The sequence below is a fragment of the uncultured Methanofollis sp. genome, from assembly GCF_937919355.1.
Taxonomy (GTDB): Archaea; Halobacteriota; Methanomicrobia; order Methanomicrobiales; family Methanofollaceae; genus Methanofollis.
The window spans coordinates 19,192-37,245 of sequence record NZ_CALFSA010000063.1 but is presented as its reverse complement, the minus strand read 5'-3'; the positions used below and the strand labels follow the sequence as shown (position 1 = coordinate 37,245).

Genomic DNA, 18,054 nt, shown 5'->3' with positions numbered 1-18,054 from the left:
CACCCGTCGGTGGATGCCTCGACTGATATACCTAACCCCTTGCGAGGGTGTGGGGGGAGAGGACATTCTGAAAAAAATGGGGAGGGGTACTGCCCCCCTGAAGGGGAAGATCCGATATCGACTCTGGAGAATCGCTCATGAAACAAAGTTTCAAGCGGTTCTTTGAAAACCACCTCAGGGGTTTTCATGGAGCATATCCCAAAACTCTTGTCCATTCCCTCTTTCCTGGCATGCTGAACTCTGGAGAAAATCTCATGCTCGGGTCTATGACTCTCCAGATTCCATGACGAGCGGTGCGGATCCCCGCCTTCCCCCACCTCTCTGCCGGGGGACTGACGCCCTCGCAACTCGAAAATCAAAGATTTTCTCGACTCCCGCAGGTCGTCCCCCCGAAAATAGGATGAGACCCGGGAAGGATAATCCCCGCATATCGGAGAAGACTGCCATCCGCTCCCTATCGTAATGGTGGGGGGTGCAAACGTCAACGAACATGAGAAAATCTCTGATTTTCGAGTGACGAAGCGTCAGCGATTCAAGAAGACCATCGGTCTTCACCGAAACCCCCCGGAGCAAACACGAGATCAGGATTTTTCAGAACCACATGCCGATCATTCCATCGACAGGACAGAAGGTATGATCAGTTTTGGGATGACCACAGGGTAAACCCTCGAGATAGGATCGAGGGCTCCCTCAAACAGGCATTGCTGGTCATATCTTTATGCGTTACGGGAACAGGGCTCCCATATGGACGGAAATCAGAACAATTTCCAACGCCTCTCCCTCCCCCTCACTGGTACGCAAGGGGCAGAGAGAGGGGGGGTATTACCTCCGGTCATACAGGGGGCTGGAGGCCGTCGAGTCCTTCAGGATATCATCCGGTTCTGCGCACGGACGCAGGTACGCCATGATCTCCGGATCTCCTTGATATGGCCAGGAATGGGGGGCTGGATATCCGGATCGGATGGATATATGGGCTTATTTGGGCGGGGCGTCTCCGCAGGTGTGCCACCGGGATCGGAAAAATCCCCGGGAACCAGGTGTGGTGCAGCGGGCACCCCGAAACAAAAAGAGAAAGGCCGCCCCTCCCTCATGTCGGGACGGCGAACTTCTTTTCGAGCATATTGGCGGCGACGGTCGTCACGGTCACCAGGAAGAGGTAGACGATCGCGATCACCACAAAGGTCTCGTTGAAGAGGAAGTACTTCGTCGCCACCAGTTTTCCTGCCCCGGTCAGTTCAACGGCCGTGATCATGAACGCGAGAGAGGAATACTTGATCAGGTAGATGAACTCGTTCGTCATCCCGGGGATCGCGCGGCGGAGTGCCTGGGGGAGGATGATGTAGCGGATCGACTGCCAGCGGCTCATGCCGAGGGCCTGGGCGGCTATCATCTGCCCTTCCTTCACCGAGAGGAGGGCTCCCCTGATATACTCGGAGTTATAGGCAGAGTTGCAGAAGATGAACCCGATCACCGAGGCAAGGAAGGGGGAGAGCCTGATCCCGATCGAAGGGAGACCGAAGTACAGGATAAAGAGAAGCAGGAGGAGCGGGCATCCCTTGATGAAGGCGACGTACCCCCGCAGAGGCAGAGAGATCCAGCGGCTCCCATACGTCCTCCCGACGGCAACGCCAATTCCTGCCAGAAGACCGAAGGGGGCCGCTGTGGCGATCAGTTCAAGGGTCACGATCAGCCCATCGAAGAGCGCTGGCAGGAGAATGGTTGTCAGAAAGACGAATGTATCCATATTCTCGCCGTTCACTCCTCGTTATAGTCCCTGAACTTCCCGATGAAGTTCTTCGTCCTGGTAAATGCAGGGTCGTTCAGGAGTTGTGCGGGCGTCCCACGCTCCACGACCTTCCCATGCTCCATGAAGAGGACCTCGTTGGCAACAGAGAGGGCAAAACCCATCTCATGGGTGACGACAAGCATCGTCATGCCCTGGCGTGCGAGGTTCTTCATGACCTCGAGCACCTCTCTTGTCAGTTCGGGGTCGAGTGCTGATGTGGGTTCGTCGAAGAGTATGACGTCGGGGTCCATCGCCAGGGCGCGGGCGATGGAGACCCGCTGCGCCTGACCGCCTGAGAGTTCGGCAGGATAATGATCGGCCCAGTCCTCCATGCCTACCCGCCTCAACTCCTCGAGCGCTTTTTCCCGCGCTGCGGCGGCGTCCATCTTCTTCACCTTCAGGAGCGCCACCTCAACATTCCGCACTGCCGTCAGGTGGTCGAAGAGGTAGAAGTTCTGGAAGACCATCCCGATCTTCTGCCTGAAGTAGTTGATACGGGTGCCTGAGTTCGTCACCTCCTCGTCGTTCAGGAAGACGCGGCCCTGGTCAGGCAGTGTCAACTGGTTGATGCACCGCAGAAGCGTGCTCTTCCCCGTCCCTGACGGCCCGATGAAAACCTTCGTCTCACCTTTCCGCACATTGAAGGAGACACCCTTCAGCACCTCGCGGTCGCCATATGCCTTGTGGATGTCCTCGACGCGGAGGATATACTTGTCTGCACCCATTTTCACAGAGCTCCCTGTCCAAAGCCCGGAATGCTGGTCTTCTTCTCAAGCATGTTGAGCGCCTTCATACCGGCATAGTTCAGGAGGATGTAGACCCCGGCTATGGCCAGATAGATGGGCATCGTGATGTAGGTCTGCGCCACCATGTATGTCGCCCGTGTCAGGAGTTCCTGCACCCCGATTGCGTAGCAGATGGCCGTATCGGTCAGCACGGTGGGGTACTCGTTCGACCATCCGGGCAGGGCGATCCGCAGCGCCTGCGGCAGGATGACATGCCTGATCGCCTGGAAACGTGTCATGCCAAGGGACCGTGCCGCTGTCATCTGCCCCTCGCTGATCGACTGGATCGCACCCCGGAAGATCTGGGACTGGTACGCCGCCCCCCGGAGACCGAGAACCACGACAGCCACCACGAAGGGGGGGACGCTGCTCATGTTCAGCGACGGGAATATCCCAAAGAAGAAGAGGAACAGGAGCACGATCACCGGCAGACCCCGGAAGAACCAGACATATACTGAGATCACGCTTTTAATCAGCCTGTTCCCATAGATCTGGCCGAGAGCCATAGGAAGACCGAATATCAACCCGACCGCAAGAGAGGCCAGGACAAGACCGAGTGTTTGCAGAAGACCCAGAAAAAGGTAGGGGATCCAATCCAGCAGGATAATTATAATGTCCATGTTCAGTCCCTATCGGCCGTGTCCGGGATCGGCCAGACCCTTAGAATTCCGGAAATGTTTTTGAATACTACTCATACTTTGCCCGCATTTGAGAAAAGGTTTGGGGTTTGCCGTTGCGGCCGGTTGGCGAAAAATAGGAGATGGCAGGGAAGCCACCTCAGTTCATCTCATATTTCTCAAGGAGTTCCTGCCACTTCGGCGAGGCCATCAGTTCGGTGATCCCGTCGTTGATGGTGTTGAGGAGCTCGGTGTCGTCCTTGCGGATGGCGACGCCGTAACTCTCGCCGGTGTAGATCTCACCGATGATATGGGCAGGCTTGCCCTCGATCGCGCTCAGGTGGGGAGGCCTGTCATAGACCGTGGCATCGATCCTCTTGTTGACGAGGTCGGTGATGGCCAGCGGGAAGTTTCCATAGAGTTTCAGGTTCTCCTTCGGCATCTTGCCCGTCTCGATCAGGTTCTTTTCGACCCAGTAAGCCCCGGTCGTCCCGCTCTGGGCGCCGATCACGGCCGTGCCCGCCTCGATGTCTGCCATCGTAATGGTGGAGTCATTGTGGATGGCAAAGGACTGGTTGATCGTCAGGTACGGGATGGAGAAGTTCACCGCTTCCAGGCGCTCGGGGGTGATGGTCATGCCCGAGTAGACCATGTCGATCTTGTGGGCATTGAGTGCGGGAATGATGCCGTCCCAGTCCATGGGCTGGATCTTCACGCGGAAGCCCTTCTTCTCGGCGATCCACTGGATAGACTCAACATCAAGACCGGTGATCGTGCCGTCCTTCAGGATGGATGCATAGGGCGGGTACGCCCCGTCGACACCGACCACATAGAGGGGCGTCTCATTGGCCCCGCTGTCTTCAGAACCAGGTCCTGCAGGGGTCTGGTTGCCGGTACAGCCTGTAAAACAGACTGCAAAGGCGAGCACAAGCACCAGCAGGACACCGTATATCTTTACGTTCATTGATGATGAGTTTGGCATGAGGTTAATTTATCCTTTATGACTTGATGGGAGACAGGTCCTGCCGTGCGACAGGCGAGAGGAACGGAAAGATTTGTCCGAAGTACCGGGTAACTGACGGGAGAAAGGGAGGTCAGCAGCAGATAAGCAGAGAGAAGCGGAAATTCCCGCAAAAATGAGAGGAGAAAAGGTCAGTCTGACGCCTTCCTGATAGCCTCTATGCCGTCATGGTTCCTGAGGGCGTACGAGACGATGATGGATAGGATCGGGAGACCGATGACAACTGCCCAACCGATGAGGTTGGCAAGGAAGGGGTAACTGCCGTCGCCGTAGGGGGTGACGATCCCGTCGATGGTGTTGAGCACGATTGCAGTCCCGAGGAAGAGCGGGACGACGACCCAGATACAGAGGTCCCACCAGCGCCCGACCTTCCAGTCGGAGAACTTGTTGACGAAGGCGCGCATCTTCGGGGCGCCGTAGATATACCCGATGACAATCGCCTCGCAGAGGCCGATGAAGAGGATCAGGAAGTTATTGATGTAGTGGTCGAGGATATCGAGCCAGTATAGTCCGGCATTGGTCATGAAGATGAGACTGACTGCGAAGGCGGCGACGCAGATGATCGCTTTGAGAGTGCTGCCCGACATGTGGGTATAGTCGGAGATCCCCGAGCTGACCGCCTCGACTAAGGAGAAGGCCGAGTCGATCCCAAGTGTAACGAGCATTATGAAGAAGAGAACGCCGAAGAGTTCGGGCAACACCGGGAGAGCACTGATGATGGCCGGATAGGTCACGAACGCCAGTTCGATCCCCCCCTTCACGACCTCGGTCACGGCGACGCCGTTGACGTGGGCAAGATAACCGAGGGTTGCGAAGACGGCGAGACCTGCAAAGATCGAAGTGAGGGTGTCGGCGATCGCAATGATGACACCGTTTTTCACGACATCGGAGTGATCGCCGAGGAAACGAGAGTACGCTATGACGACCGCCATCGCCACAGACATCGAGTAGAAGACCTGTCCATATGCCGCAATCCAGACTCCCGGGTCAAAAAGAGCCGTAAAGTTGGGTGTGAGATAGTATGCAAGTCCGTCCATCGCACCCGGGAGGGTGACGCCGCGCACGACGAAGACAAGGATCAGGATCCATGGGAGGGTGACAGTGATCCAGACCATTTTTTCGACCGATTTAACGCCCTTGAAGATGGCGAAATAGATCCAGAGCCATGTGAGGATCGCACCGGCAAGGATGAGCAGGTTCACTGTCCCGAGGGAGAAGACAGAGTCTGATATCTGCAGGAAGTCGTTGTAGAAGAACGATTCGGGATCAGACCCCCAGGCGAGGGAGAGGGAGAAACCTGCATAGTCGAAACTCCACGCGATGATGATCGCGTAGTAGGTGACGATCAGGAATGCCATGAACATGGCGACCCAGCCGAGAGCGTCGAAGCCCTTGCCGAGCAGACGTTTGAATGCCAGAGGTGGGCCTGCACGGGTGCGATAGCCGACGCCGGTCTCCAGGATCAAAAGGGGAATGCCGGCAGTCAGGAGGGCGATGAAGTAGGGAATGAGGAATGCACCGCCGCCGTTCTCATAGGCGACATACGGAAAACGCCAGATATTCCCGAGGCCGACGGCAGAACCGACGACCGCAAGAATGAACATGGTCCGTGAACTCCAGAACTGATTGTCTGCCATAAATATACCTGAAAATAGGTTTTCATAACATTTAGATAATTATTCTGATTTTAAACGATTAAACAGAGAAAAATGGGAGGGTTCATTTCCCGGAAAAACCGGGGATCGCAAGTCTCTTCTCCAGGACGCCGACAGCGACGGTCGCAATGCTGACCAGGATCAGGTAGAAGATCCCGACGAGAGCGAAGGCCTCGAAGTAGGCAAAGTACTTCGCGGCGACGATCTTTGCGGCCCCGGTTAATTCTGTGACCGTGATCAGGTATGCAAGGGAGGAGTACTTGATCAGGTAGATAAACTCATTGGAAACGCCAGGGATTGCACGGCGGAGCGCCTGAGGGAGGATGATGTGCCTGATCGCCTGCCAGCGGCTCATGCCAAGGGCCTGGGCTGCGATCATCTGCCCCTCCTTCACCGAGAGGAGGGCCCCCCTGATATACTCGGAATTATACGCGCCATTACAGAGGATGAAACCGATCACCGCCGCTACAAAGGCGGGGAGAGTGATGCCAAGGGAAGGGAGGCCGAAGTACAGGATGAAGAGGAGCAGGAGGAGCGGACAACCCTTGAAAAAGATGATATACCCATGACAGAGGCCGGAAACAACCCGACCTCCATATGTCCTCCCGATGGCGATGGCGATCCCTGCCAGGAGACCGAAGGGGGCGGCAAGGGCGATCAACTGGAGGGAGACGACTCCCCCCTTCAGGAGGGCAGGGATCAGGACCTCCGTGAAAAAAGCAGCGTCAGTCATCCTCTTTTCCAGAACCCTCTCCGAAGTCCGCGAACTTCCCTATGAACTTCCGCATCCGTTCAAATGACGGATCCTCCCTGACCTGTGCCGGCGTCCCACGTTCGATGATCTTCCCGTGCTCCATGAAGAGGATCTCGTTGGCAACAGAGAGGGCGAAACTCATCTCGTGGGTGACGACAAGCATCGTCATGCCCTGGCGTGCGAGGTTCTTCATGACCTCGAGCACCTCTCTTGTCAGTTCGGGGTCGAGTGCTGATGTGGGTTCGTCGAAGAGTATGACGTCGGGGTCCATCGCCAGGGCGCGGGCGATGGAGACCCGCTGCGCCTGACCGCCTGAGAGTTCGGCAGGATAATGATCGGCCCAGTCCTCCATGCCTACCCGCCTCAACTCCTCGAGCGCTTTTTCCCGCGCTGCGGCGGCGTCCATCTTCTTCACCTTCAGGAGCGCCACCTCAACATTCCGCACTGCCGTCAGGTGGTCGAAGAGGTAGAAGTTCTGGAAGACCATCCCGATCTTCTGCCTGAAGTAGTTGATACGGGTGCCTGAGTTCGTCACCTCCTCGTCGTTCAGGAAGACGCGGCCCTGGTCAGGCAGTGTCAACTGGTTGATGCACCGCAGAAGCGTGCTCTTCCCCGTCCCTGACGGCCCGATGAAAACCTTCGTCTCACCTTTCCGCACATTGAAGGAGACACCCTTCAGCACCTCGCGATCGCCATATGCCTTGTGAATGTCCTCGACGCGGAGGATATACTTGTCTGCACCCATTTTCACAGAGCTCCTTTTCCAAATCCAGGAATGCTGATCTTCTTCTCAATCTGAGCGAAGAGTCGCATCCCGCCATAGTTGAGAAGGATATAGATCACCGCCGCAATGAGGAAGATGGCCATCGGTTCGGCAGTCCTCGAAACGAGTTGATATGACTTCGCCAGGATCTCGGCTACCCCGATTGCGTAGCAGACGGCCGAGTCGGTGAGGAGGATCGGGTACTCGTTCGACCATCCGGGCAGGGCGATCCGCAGCGCCTGCGGCAGGATGATATGCCTGATCGCCTGCGGCGTACTCATGCCAAGGGAGCGCGCCGCCGTCATCTGTCCCTCGCCGATCGACTGGATCGCACCCCGAAAGATCTGGGACTGATACGCCCCGGAACGCAGGCCAAGCACAGTGGCCGCGACGACGAAGGGGTCGTCGGTAATGCCGAGGATGGGGAAGATCCCGAAGAAGAAGAGGAAGAGAAGGACAAGGTTCGGCAGACCCCTGAAGATCCAGACATAAACGCCAATGAGAGCCCGGAGCGGTTTTGGCCCGTAGACCTGCCCAACGGCCATCGGTACTCCCATCAGGAGACCGAGCAGGATGGACACAATGACCAGAGACAGCGTCACCACTATGCCAGGGGCAAGATACAGAAGTGTCTGGACAATAAAGGCTGATACGTCGGTCACCTGGTTTCACTCCACTGCCAGGCGGCTTGATACACGAATCATGGCGGCACTACTCACGTTAGAATATAAATTGGGCACCATCCTTGAAAAATGTAGAGGAGAGGTCCGGCCAGGCCGGTTACTCCATGTCGTACTTCTGCTTCAACTCTTCCCACTTCGGGGAGGCCATCAACTTGTCCAGGCCTTCGTTGATGGTGGTGAGGAGTTCGGTGTCGTCCTTGCGGATAGCGACGCCGTATTCCTCGTCGGTCTGGATCTCACCGAGCATGACAAGGGGCTTGCCCTCGATGGACTCCTTGATCACCGGGACATCGTACATCACGGCATCGATCCGCTTGTTCTGGAGGTCGGTGAGGGCGAGCTGGACGTTGTCATAGAGTTTGAGGTTGTCCGCGGTCATCTTGCCGGTCTGGATCAGGTTCTTGTCGAACCAGTCATGAGCGGTGCAGCCGCGCTGGGCGCCGAGGACGACCTTGCCCTCCTTCACGTCGTCGAGGGTGACGGTGGAACCTTCACGGACGGCGACAGCCTGGTTGACGATCCAGTACGGCTTGGAGAAGTTGACCTTCTCAAGGCGCTCGGGGGAGATGGACATGCCGGAGTAGACCATGTCGATCTTCTTCTGCTGGAGTGCGGGGATGATGCCGTCCCACGCCATAGGCTGGATCTTCACGTCAAAGCCCATCTCGTTGCCAATCCACTGGATGGACTCGACGTCGAAACCGATCGGGTTGCCCTTCTCGTCCATGTACGAGTACGGCGGGTAGTCACCGTCGATGCCGACGACATAGAGGGGTTTATCAACAGGGGCCTTGTTGTCCGTGCCGGTGCACCCGGCGACGGCGAGCATACAGAGGATCGCCACAGAGACAAGGGCGGTCAGGATCTTCATGTTCATAAAGTAAATTCTGCCCCGGACTGTATATAGCCCTTATGAATCTTCAGCAGAGAATAGGTCGACGTTAAGGGAAATATATGCAGATCAACGCCCTGGAGTTTCCTCGATCAGTGTTTGAATGGGTAGTAAAGGCTATCATCCAGCAGACCGAGGGAGGGAGTATGCTCATCGGGATCATGGCCGACACCCATGACTGCCTCCCCCTGGTCGAAGAGGCGGTCAGAGTGCTGAACGAGGCGGGGGTAGAGATTATCCTCCATGCAGGCGATTTTGTCGCACCTTTCACGCTGGCCCCCCTATCAGGATTGAAGGGAAATCTTGTCGGGGTCTTCGGGAACAATGACGGGGACAGGGCTCTCCTGTCGAAAATGGCTGCCGAGTGTGGCAACATCGACCTGCGCAGGGGCATTGCGGAGATTGATGTGGGCGGTCTTGTCATCGGTCTTGTCCACGGTGACAATCCCGCACTCCTCGCAGCCCTCCTGGAGGAAGGGTCGTATGATGTCCTGGTCTCAGGGCACACGCACCACCCCCTCATCGGGCGCTATGACCGGACCCTTGCCATCAATCCCGGAGAGGTCTGTGGCTACCTGACAGGGACGCCGACAGTCGCCCTCCTCGATACCGCGACGAAAGAGACGCGGTTGGTCAGGCTATAAATTTTCGACGTCTCAGTGCTCCACAAGATCCTGACGGGGATGATGATTTCACTCAAAACCAGAGTCGAAGCGGGCAGGCCCCGTACTTCATCAGAGTTCAGGCACCATATTCTGGCATGGAAAGGGCAGCACACGGCGACACTGTCCATGTTACATATGTGGGAACGCAGGAGGACGGCACTGTATTTGACAGGTCGGAAGAACCGCAGGAGATTGTCATCGGGGGCGGGACAGTCAACCCTGCTTTCGAGGAGGCGCTCGTCGGCATGACGCCGGGCGAGACAAAAACGGTATTTCTCCCGGCAGATGAGGCCTACGGCCCGTACAGGAAGAGACTGGTCTTCAAACTGAAGAGGAAAAATCTCAACCTCCCCGGAGAGTTGATACCCGGCGGGATCGCCAGGGTCAGCCTGAAAAATGGCAAAAGTTCCCTTGTCACCATCAAAGACGTCACCGAAAAGTGGGTCACAGTGGACGCAAACCATCCCCTTGCTGGCCATGATCTCACCTTCGCACTCACTCTCGTCAGTATCGATCAGAAACCTGCTGAGTGAGGTGAGCGTACCACGGGGCCACAACCCTTATCCCGGCTCACCGAGATGAGGTGCGATGGACCGGACAGAGACTGTCCTGATCTACGACGCCCTGACCGGGGAGATCCGTGAGAAGCAGAGATGCCGCCTCACCGAGGACGAGTGGCGGCAGAGACTCTCTCCCGCGGCCTTCAGGGTGGCGCGGCAGGCCGGGACAGAACCGCCTTTCACAGGGCAGTACCATGAATGGAAAGAGAGGGGACTTTACACATGTGTCTGCTGCGGGACTCACCTCTTCTTCTCGTCGGCAAAGTTCGACTCGGGCACAGGATGGCCGAGTTTTTTTGCACCCGTCTCCGACCTCAACATCAGGACGCGGAGAGACCGGGGTCACGGCATGGTCCGGACCGAGGTGCTCTGCGCCCGGTGCGCTGCCCACCTCGGCCATGTCTTCGATGACGGGCCAGAGCCGACCGGCCTGCGCTATTGCATGAACTCGGCGGCACTCGGGTTCGTGCCGGAAGAAGAAAGGGTTTAAAAACAGTTATCAACATGGCCACACAGGGCGGCGAAGTGGATGCCCTCAGACTGCGGGCAGAGGAGGCGCTCAGGGAAGGGGAAGCCGACAGGTGGAGGCTCCTGGAGCGACGCAGGCCGCATATCGTCGAGAACGTCGCCTTTGCAGGGAGTATCCTCCTCTGCCTCGTCCTCCTTCTCCTCACCCCTGCCTTTCATCTCTTCTGGATCGTCGCAAGTTTCCTCCTGTATATGCTCAACCCCTTTGTCATGCTTATCCCGCCAGGGGAGAGTGGTGCACGCCCAAAAAAGGAGGACCTTCTTGCATATGTCCGGCTCCTGAAAGATATCGGGGCAATAAAAGATAGTTTCATGACCAACACGAGTGGCATTGCCGAGATCTTCTGGAACCTCTTCTTCGTCAACAGTCAGCCCCTGACACCGGGTTTCATCCTGATCTATGCTGTTGACGTCCTCATTGCCCTCATCCTTTATCTCCGGGGTGAGTTCACCCTGAAGATTGCCGCCCTGATCTCCCTGCAGGCCGTTGCGATCATCGCGTTTTACGGTGTCATATGGGGGATGAAACCCTACTCCCCCGGTTTCTTCAGGAAACTGATCAATCTCCGCCATGACCTGAAGGCCGAGTTCGGCGGTGGGGCATGGACCGCTCTCCCCGTCCTCCTCATCATCGGTGCTGGCGCCGCATTCTCTGGTACCATCATCATTGCGGCGATGCTCCTCCCGGGCATGACCTTCGGCCGCCTCATGGACGTCAAGGAGATCACCATCATTGGCACCCTTCTCCCTGTCGTGCCGATCCTCCTTGCCCAGTTTGCGATCGTCCGATCACTGCAGGGGAGGTATTCTCGTGTCCTCCTTGAAAATGTGATAGCCGACAAGACCAGAACTTTAGAAGAGGAGATACTGCCGGCACTCGAAGAGGGCCAGGAGGTCGATCCGGCAACCCTTGCCTCACTCCAACGGGACGTGACCGCCATCAGAGCATACCGGCCTGACACCCAGACTCTTGGGGGATATTTCAGGGTCTATATGATCGTCCCGAATATCAGGCTGATCTTTGAGCCAAAAAAGAGGGAGAGTGAGGCCGGGCACGTACCGGGGCCCTGATCATCAGTAGGCATCAAGACGGTCGAAATCGTCCTCATACCCGTCTTCGGCGTCGTCACGCCGCCAGTCCTGATCCTCGTAGCACTCGGGACAGAGGTCATGGGGCCAGCGGTCGGTTCTGTACGGCCTTTCACAATACGGGCAGATCTTGACGTGGGCACGGCGACATTCGGGGCAGAGGGTCGATCCTTCGTCGTCATCGGAGCGGGGTACGAATGATTCCCCACAGAGTTCACACCTGACCCTCCGTCTGGATGATTGCCGACGGCTGCCACAGCCCCCGGTCGCCTCATGATCGGATGCCAGAAGACTGTCTGGATCCGTTGTTCTTGCTTTTCGTGGCATAAATCCTATGTACCTCTCAAATTTTTCCGACTAATAAAGCTTTCATTCTGGATTGGATCGTATATAAATAGAGAAACAAAAAATCATGAACAATTGTCCTGCCTGCCACCAGGATAAGGACGCTCCGTGGTCGTACACTCCTTTTTTGTCAGGGCGCGTACCCGTTGCCCCCCCCACCGCAAACGCCTCATACAAGTGATGCATATCCACGTGCGTTGATGGCCAGGGAAGAGAGTAGGATGCGGAAGGCACGAAACGCGGCCAGCATAGTCCACCAGAGACTGAGCAGGAGGAAATATCTCCTCCTCACGCTCTCGCTCGTCCTCCTCCTCGTCCTCTACCCCTATGTCGGCACCATCTCCCAGGCAAACGCCTTCCTCAAGGCCCTCACCTCTGTGATCCTCATCGCTGCAGTCTATGCGGTGCGGGAAAGGCGCGGGACATTTCTCATTGCCCTTGTCCTCGGGTTTCTCGCCTTCATTTCAGGGTGGTTTGGCCTCATCCTTTCTGCAAAGGAGATCCAGGTTGCTGAAAGTATTATCAACCCCATTTTTTTTGCCTTTGCAACTGTGGCTGTCCTGCGGTCGATCATCAGGGGGAGGGTGACCGACGATGTCATCTATGGGGCGATCGCCGTCTACCTCCTCCTCGGTCTGACCTGGGGGTCGACCTACACCTACCTGGAGTCCGTCCACCCCGGGTCTTTCCAGGTGGCGTACACCACGGAGGCCAGCGGGCAACCTGGCTTCTCCGAACTCCTGTACTACAGTTTTGTCACGCTCACCACCACTGGGTATGGAGACATCGTACCTCTCACTTCCCAGGCCCGTTCCCTTGCCTTTCTTGAGGCCGTGTCGGGCGTCCTCTTCATGGCCGTCTTCATCTCACGGTTGATCGGGGCCCTCTCCTCCTCGAAAGATTCTGTCCGCAAGGAGCAGGACGAAGAGCAGACAGAGATGGAATCCGGCCGATAATAACTGCGAATTTTTTGGAAGTCTTGGGAAGATATTTGTAGCGACACGACCGACTACAGGTGATTATCATGCGGACACGAACCATATTCCTCTGTGCCGCCCTCATGGTGCTTCTGGCCGCTGGCGTCTGGAGCGCAAGCGCCGCGACTGACGACACACCTGACGAGCGGTTGATCCATGCCTCGGGGACCGGTGAGGTCACCACAACACCTGACCGCGCCGTCATCTCCGTCTCCGTCGAGAACGAGCACACCGACCCGAAGGAAGCTCAGGCCGTCAACGCCCGCGAGATGGCGAGAGTGACCGACGCTCTCAAGGCCGCCGGCATTGCCCCGGAGGACATGAAGACGACGGGGTACTCCATCTGGCCCCAGTACCCGGAGAACGACAAGCCCTTCAGTTCCCAGAGGGCGACCTACCGTGTCACGAACACCCTTGAAGTCACACTGAAGGACGTGAACCGGGCGGGCGAGATCGTCGACCTTGCCGTCTCGAACGGGGCAAACCGCGTCGACAACGTCTTCTTCACCCTCAGCCCTGAGAAGGAACAGCAGTTCAGGGGCGAGGCCCTGACAAAGGCAGTCCAGAAGGCACGGGCCGATGCCGACGTCGTTGCGGCGGCCTCGGGCGTGAACATCACCGGTGTCCAGGACATCTCCATCGGCGGGATCTATGTCCCCTTCTATGAGAACATGCAGTTCAGGGCGATGGACGCAAAGACAACCTCTGCAGCACCCCAGACCCCTGTCGAGACAGGCACCATCAAGGTCACCGCCTCGGTCACAGTCGCCTACATCATCCGCTGAAAACATCTCTCCCTCTATTTTTTCGGCCCTGAAGAACCGGAACATGTGGTATTCCGCCGCTGCAACCTGTCTCCTTCCACCTGAGGGTGGAGAGTGGACATCCCCGACCGATCTCCCAACCTTTTTTAGCGCCCTCACCCACAACATATATAGGAAAACTATCAAGAAATCTCCACAAAATAATAGATTAGAATCGAAATACAGATTCAATCATCAGAAATCAGGGATATAAAACATGGAAAGAAGCATTGGATTCAAAGAAAGACGATATATCGAGGAGTTGCGGATCCTCACCAAATCTGTTGCAGTGGACTGCATCGTCGACGAGAGGTTTGACCGGATCATCTACGTCATAAAGCCCGGCGATATGGGTCTTGCGATTGGTAAAAAGGGTGAAAATATCAGGAAGATGCAGAAAGTCCTCGGCAAGAGGATCGAGATGGTCGAGTATGCGGAGGAGGAGAAGGACTTCGTCACCAACATCTTCAAGCCTGCAGAGGTGATCGCCGTCCGTGCCGACGAGACCGGCGAGAGACTGGACGTGGTTGTCGGGGAGAAGAGCCACCTTGGCATCGCGATCGGGAAGGGGGGGAGCACCGTGGAGAAGGCGCGGATGCTTGTAAAACGCTTCTTCGGCCATGAGATCGGGGATGTCGTCCTGCCCGAGGAGGAGATAGCATGAAAGACCTTGCTCTGATCGAAGAACTCTGGACCGTGATCAATGACCGCGCCGCGCACCCGTCACCAGACTCCTATGTCTCGTCCCTCCTGACCCACAGGAAGGGCATCGATAAACCCCTCGAAAAGGTCGGGGAAGAGGCGACCGAGTTTATCCTCGCTGTTAAGAACGGTGTCGACCAGAGGACCATCGAAGAAGGGGCCGACCTCTTCTTCCACTTCCTGGTTGCCCTCAAGGCTGCGGGCATCGAGTTCGAGGACGTCCTCGCCGAACTTGCGTCCCGTCGGAAGTGAGTGGAAAAGCATTCTGTGAAAATGCTTCCGGGCATTTTCATGGGCCTGAACCCCCTTTTTGTTTTGACGCGTTATTTATATCTTGGTCCTGCAGGACCGTGCATGCCCCGCGAGCATGACCCGGCAGGAGAGGTATCTCTCCAAACCCCACAGGACAGGGTTTCATTGACCCTGAGATAGGGATCTCTTCCAGAGTCAGGAGAGATAAGTGGCAAGGTCGACAAAACCAGGAAGGTCAGCCTCTTCTATCCCTGCGTCCGCGGCCACCCTCTCCTCGACAGAGATCGGTGCCCCTGCCCTGAGAGCGATCGCGATCCCATCGCTCGGCCGGCAGTCCAGGCTCTCCTCTGCACCGTCCCGTGTCGAGATCAGGCGGGCATAGAAGATGCCCTCCCGCAGGTCGTCGATGTGGAGCCTGACCACCTCGATACCAAAGGACTCCAGCATTGAGACAAAGAGGTCATGGGTGCCGGGGCGCGGGAGGACGTCATGGTTCAGGGCATTGTTGATCGAGATCGCCTCCCACAGCCCGATATATATGGGGATCAACTTGCCGGTGGATAGGGCAAGGAGGACAGCTGGCACGGCTCCGGCTGTCCCGGTCGCCAGAAAAACTCCCTTTATCCGCACCTCCACCGCGCACATATGGGGGAGAACATCTTCATCGGTGTTAAGGGTTGTGGCCGGTCAGTGCCTGGTCACCTCGCGCCTGAGAATGCCGATGCTCGCTGCAAGGCCGACGGCGATATTGAAGTAATAGAAGATCATTCGCCAGAGGAGGACGAATACGCCGACGATCGACGAGTTCACGAAGATCCCGTAGATCGAGGTGGCGCTCACCTCGGCGATCCCCGACCCGCCCGGTGTCAGCGGGATCATCATCAGGAGGGCAATGATGATCTGGGCAATGAACGACTCCACAAGGTACGGCTTTTCCCCCAGGCCGACAAGGATGACCGAGGCGATAACAAACTCCACAATCCAGAAGAGGGCTGTGTATACTGTCCCCCAGACCAGGCCCACCTTTCCGTGGTTGACAAACCTGCTCAGGCCACTGTGAAAGTTGTCGACCTCCGTATCGATCCGGTCAAGGAGGAGGTTCAGTTTCTCCACGTTTCGCTTTGCTTTCCTCCGCTCCAGCCACACCGAGATCCGTCGCAGCCACCTCTTCAGAACCTGCGGGTTCCTGACCGAATAGACAAAGAGGAGAACGATGGCGGCGATGAAGACCCAGGATGCATAGACCACCGTCGAGTTCCCGCCGCCGAGGTTCTGCCACTGCTGGCCCAGGAGGACCATCGTGACGATACTGACGGCTCCAAGGACCACGCCGTCCAGGATCCGCTCCATAATTACGACTGCCGTGGCATCGCCCAGGTTCACGCCGGCACGGTAGAGTTCATGGATCCTGATCGGTTCCCCCCCTGCCTGGGAGGGCGTGATCGCCGCAATGAGGAGGTTTGCAAAGACTGCATTGAGGCAGTGGAAGAAACCGACATCATACCCGAGAGACCGGGACATCGCCTTCATCCGCAGGGCCCAGAAACCGAGTGCGACGACATGGGCCAGGAGGGCAAGGAGAAGGTAGAATGGATTGAGCTGTGCGAGATATTCCAGGGTTGTCTCGTCGAACGTAAAATACAGGACGAGTATGAGCACGAGGGTGCTGAAGGCAATGGATACCCCGAGCCACTTCCACTGAGACTTTTTCATCCGGCCTCCGCCCGCACCCCGGATGGGCAGGGTACGATATTTGCTCCTCTAAAGTTACGGGACGATACTATAAACTCTTTGAGGATTGACGGGCCGGGAGGGGCAGTCATACCGTGAATATCTCCCGGGAACCGGTAATTATAAAGAGGCCTGCCTGCACCCCAGCATCGAGCCACCCGTAGCCGTACGAATACCATCCCAGGGCCATGTCCAGTCGGCCGGCGGTTGCATGGCCCTGTCCTTCTTCAAGAGCGGTGCGACCCACATCACGCAACCGGCAGGCGGCGGAGAACATGGGGGTCTCGGCGTCGGGTGCTGGTTCGATAGATAGGAGGGCCTGCGACAGGAGGCGCTCGTACCTGGCGGTCTTCTCCTGGAGGTGCCCGGCAAGAGAAGGCGGGATAGATGCCTCAAAGTCGTACGAGGGAGGAACTACCCGCCCGTCGTACAGCCCCAGATATGCCCCGGTGTCCAGCCAGCCAAAGGCATAAGCGAAACTTGCGTGGGCATTGACGAGGTCGCCCCGCCCCGCAAAGACCCGGCCGTCAGAGAGGTACGACTCCGCCATTCTGAGGACACAGGCAGAGACCTGTGCCAGCGCCGACCCCTTCGGGACGGTCGGGACGACCGCACCGAGGGCCGCCTCGAGAGCCTGGTCAGAGGAGATCATAGGCCGGCAAAGGCCGAGAGGTATTCCCTCTCCATCACATGGAGTTCGCCCGGCACGACGAGGATATGGAGGGGGCCGCCGAAGTCCACGCCGGCGAGCGCCTCCGCCGTGCCAGCCGCGACGACCGGTGCGGGCGACCCGGCCCGCGCCACGCCCACGTACAGGGGGATCGAGGTGCCGCGGTCTGCGGCCATCTTCTCCAGCATCGCCACCGCTTCGGGGATACGCATGTACCGGTCTGGCTGGATGTCCAGGTATACGAGGGTGTGGAGATTTTCGGCCATGTTGTGCTCGATCACCTCGATCGGTGTCGTCGGCGCCCACTTTCCGTACGGGAACGGGAGGGAACAGGACTTGCCGAACCGGTAGTTCTGCAGTCCGGTCAACCCGCAGACTGCACTCACGATCGAGGCGCCGTGGATGATCGCCGTATCGACCCCCATCGCTGCCGCCCTGATCCGCAGGTCGATGTGTGTGGTCGAGACCATCGGGTCCCCGGCCGTCAGGAAGGCAACGTCCTCGTCCTTCGCCAGTGCAAGAAACGACTCTGGATGACCTTCAACATCGTCGCGGTACAGGTAGCGCACCTTCTTCCCAAAGAGGGATTCCATCTTCTCGGTTGTCGTCCCGGTCAGCACCGAGGTGTAGTGTTCGAGAAAAACATGGTCCGCATCCCTGATCCGTTCCAGACCCTTCAGGGAGAGGTCAGTCTCGTCATAGAGGCCAAGTCCGATAAATGTCAGCATAGTGTATCACTCATGGGGGGTACAGGGCACATTTATCTTGTGGAGGGG

General features: G+C 57.4%; 22 protein-coding genes. 8 read left to right on the top strand and 14 right to left on the bottom strand.

What is annotated here, in order from left to right; genetic code table 11:
• The 10 genes from Q0520_RS03235 to Q0520_RS03190 all read right to left on the bottom strand — a co-directional run.
• Positions 1 to 215, bottom strand: a 215-nt coding sequence (locus tag Q0520_RS03235) for a hypothetical protein (RefSeq protein ID WP_298666530.1), incomplete at its 3' end; no start/stop codon positions are given.
• Between the two features lie 872 nt (positions 216 to 1,087).
• Positions 1,088 to 1,744, bottom strand: coding sequence for an amino acid ABC transporter permease (locus tag Q0520_RS03230; protein WP_298666528.1), 657 nt, complete (start codon positions 1,742 to 1,744; stop codon positions 1,088 to 1,090).
• Positions 1,745 to 1,755: 11 nt separating this feature from the next.
• Positions 1,756 to 2,511, bottom strand: coding sequence for an amino acid ABC transporter ATP-binding protein (locus Q0520_RS03225; RefSeq protein WP_298666526.1), 756 nt, complete (start codon positions 2,509 to 2,511; stop codon positions 1,756 to 1,758).
• A gap of 2 nt (positions 2,512 to 2,513) precedes the next feature.
• Entirely contained in the window at positions 2,514 to 3,191 is a 678-nt protein-coding gene (locus Q0520_RS03220; protein WP_298666523.1) for an amino acid ABC transporter permease, read from the bottom strand.
• 157 nt (positions 3,192 to 3,348) lie between these two features.
• Positions 3,349 to 4,152 carry an ABC transporter substrate-binding protein gene (locus tag Q0520_RS03215; protein ID WP_298666520.1) on the bottom strand — a complete coding sequence of 268 codons (804 nt, stop codon included), beginning with the start codon at positions 4,150 to 4,152 and terminating at the stop codon, positions 3,349 to 3,351.
• Between the two features lie 188 nt (positions 4,153 to 4,340).
• On the bottom strand, positions 4,341 to 5,846 hold the full coding sequence (locus Q0520_RS03210) for a sodium-dependent transporter (protein ID WP_298666517.1): 1,506 nt from the start codon (positions 5,844 to 5,846) through the stop codon (positions 4,341 to 4,343).
• Between the two features lie 82 nt (positions 5,847 to 5,928).
• On the bottom strand, positions 5,929 to 6,597 hold the full coding sequence (locus Q0520_RS03205; protein ID WP_298666514.1) for an amino acid ABC transporter permease: 669 nt from the start codon (positions 6,595 to 6,597) through the stop codon (positions 5,929 to 5,931).
• Positions 6,590 to 7,363, bottom strand: a complete 774-nt coding sequence (locus Q0520_RS03200; RefSeq protein ID WP_298666512.1) for an amino acid ABC transporter ATP-binding protein — start codon at positions 7,361 to 7,363, stop codon at positions 6,590 to 6,592. Before Q0520_RS03200 ends, Q0520_RS03205 begins: the two co-directional genes overlap by 8 nt.
• Before the next feature lie 2 nt (positions 7,364 to 7,365).
• Positions 7,366 to 8,043 (bottom strand): amino acid ABC transporter permease, encoded by a 678-nt coding sequence (locus Q0520_RS03195; protein WP_298666509.1) that lies wholly within the window; start codon positions 8,041 to 8,043, stop codon positions 7,366 to 7,368.
• Between the two features lie 118 nt (positions 8,044 to 8,161).
• On the bottom strand, positions 8,162 to 8,941 hold the full coding sequence (locus Q0520_RS03190; protein ID WP_298666507.1) for an ABC transporter substrate-binding protein: 780 nt from the start codon (positions 8,939 to 8,941) through the stop codon (positions 8,162 to 8,164).
• Between the two features lie 110 nt (positions 8,942 to 9,051).
• Here Q0520_RS03190 and Q0520_RS03185 point away from each other — a divergent pair, with 110 nt between their 5' ends.
• The 8 genes from Q0520_RS03185 (at position 9,052) to hisE (ending at position 14,877) form a co-directional block, all read left to right on the top strand.
• A complete protein-coding gene (locus Q0520_RS03185) occupies positions 9,052 to 9,600 on the top strand; it encodes a metallophosphoesterase (protein WP_298666504.1) in 549 nt (182 codons plus the stop codon).
• 116 nt (positions 9,601 to 9,716) lie between these two features.
• Positions 9,717 to 10,154 carry a peptidylprolyl isomerase gene (locus tag Q0520_RS03180; RefSeq protein WP_298666503.1) on the top strand — a complete coding sequence of 146 codons (438 nt, stop codon included), beginning with the start codon at positions 9,717 to 9,719 and terminating at the stop codon, positions 10,152 to 10,154.
• Between the two features lie 55 nt (positions 10,155 to 10,209).
• A complete protein-coding gene (gene msrB, locus Q0520_RS03175) occupies positions 10,210 to 10,671 on the top strand; it encodes a peptide-methionine (R)-S-oxide reductase MsrB (RefSeq protein ID WP_298666500.1) in 462 nt (153 codons plus the stop codon).
• Between the two features lie 14 nt (positions 10,672 to 10,685).
• Entirely contained in the window at positions 10,686 to 11,780 is a 1,095-nt protein-coding gene (locus Q0520_RS03170; protein WP_298666497.1) for a hypothetical protein, read from the top strand.
• A gap of 584 nt (positions 11,781 to 12,364) precedes the next feature.
• The gene (locus Q0520_RS03165) at positions 12,365 to 13,099 is read left to right on the top strand and encodes a potassium channel family protein (RefSeq protein ID WP_298666495.1); all 735 of its coding nucleotides are present in this window, start codon (positions 12,365 to 12,367) and stop codon (positions 13,097 to 13,099) included.
• 68 nt (positions 13,100 to 13,167) lie between these two features.
• On the top strand, positions 13,168 to 13,905 hold the full coding sequence (locus Q0520_RS03160; protein WP_298666492.1) for an SIMPL domain-containing protein: 738 nt from the start codon (positions 13,168 to 13,170) through the stop codon (positions 13,903 to 13,905).
• A gap of 235 nt (positions 13,906 to 14,140) precedes the next feature.
• Positions 14,141 to 14,587: a NusA-like transcription termination signal-binding factor gene (locus tag Q0520_RS03155; RefSeq protein WP_298666490.1), complete on the top strand. Its 447-nt coding sequence runs from the start codon at positions 14,141 to 14,143 to the stop codon at positions 14,585 to 14,587.
• Complete coding sequence (gene hisE / locus Q0520_RS03150; RefSeq protein ID WP_298666488.1) at positions 14,584 to 14,877, top strand: phosphoribosyl-ATP diphosphatase; 294 nt, start codon at positions 14,584 to 14,586, stop codon at positions 14,875 to 14,877. The genes Q0520_RS03155 and hisE overlap by 4 nt, the downstream gene beginning before the upstream one ends.
• A gap of 195 nt (positions 14,878 to 15,072) precedes the next feature.
• On the opposite strand, the gene Q0520_RS03145 is transcribed toward hisE, so the two are convergent.
• The 4 genes from Q0520_RS03145 to dph5 all read right to left on the bottom strand — a co-directional run bounded on the left by Q0520_RS03145 (position 15,073) and on the right by dph5 (position 18,006).
• Positions 15,073 to 15,462: a bifunctional nuclease family protein gene (locus tag Q0520_RS03145; protein WP_298666485.1), complete on the bottom strand. Its 390-nt coding sequence runs from the start codon at positions 15,460 to 15,462 to the stop codon at positions 15,073 to 15,075.
• A 102-nt stretch (positions 15,463 to 15,564) separates the two neighbouring features.
• On the bottom strand, positions 15,565 to 16,590 hold the full coding sequence (locus tag Q0520_RS03140; RefSeq protein WP_298666483.1) for a flippase-like domain-containing protein: 1,026 nt from the start codon (positions 16,588 to 16,590) through the stop codon (positions 15,565 to 15,567).
• Between the two features lie 106 nt (positions 16,591 to 16,696).
• Positions 16,697 to 17,260: a DUF357 domain-containing protein gene (locus Q0520_RS03135; RefSeq protein WP_298666482.1), complete on the bottom strand. Its 564-nt coding sequence runs from the start codon at positions 17,258 to 17,260 to the stop codon at positions 16,697 to 16,699.
• Positions 17,257 to 18,006, bottom strand: coding sequence for a diphthine synthase (gene dph5 / locus Q0520_RS03130; RefSeq protein ID WP_298666480.1), 750 nt, complete (start codon positions 18,004 to 18,006; stop codon positions 17,257 to 17,259). The genes Q0520_RS03135 and dph5 overlap by 4 nt, the downstream gene beginning before the upstream one ends.
• Between the last annotated feature and the right edge of the window lie 48 nt (positions 18,007 to 18,054).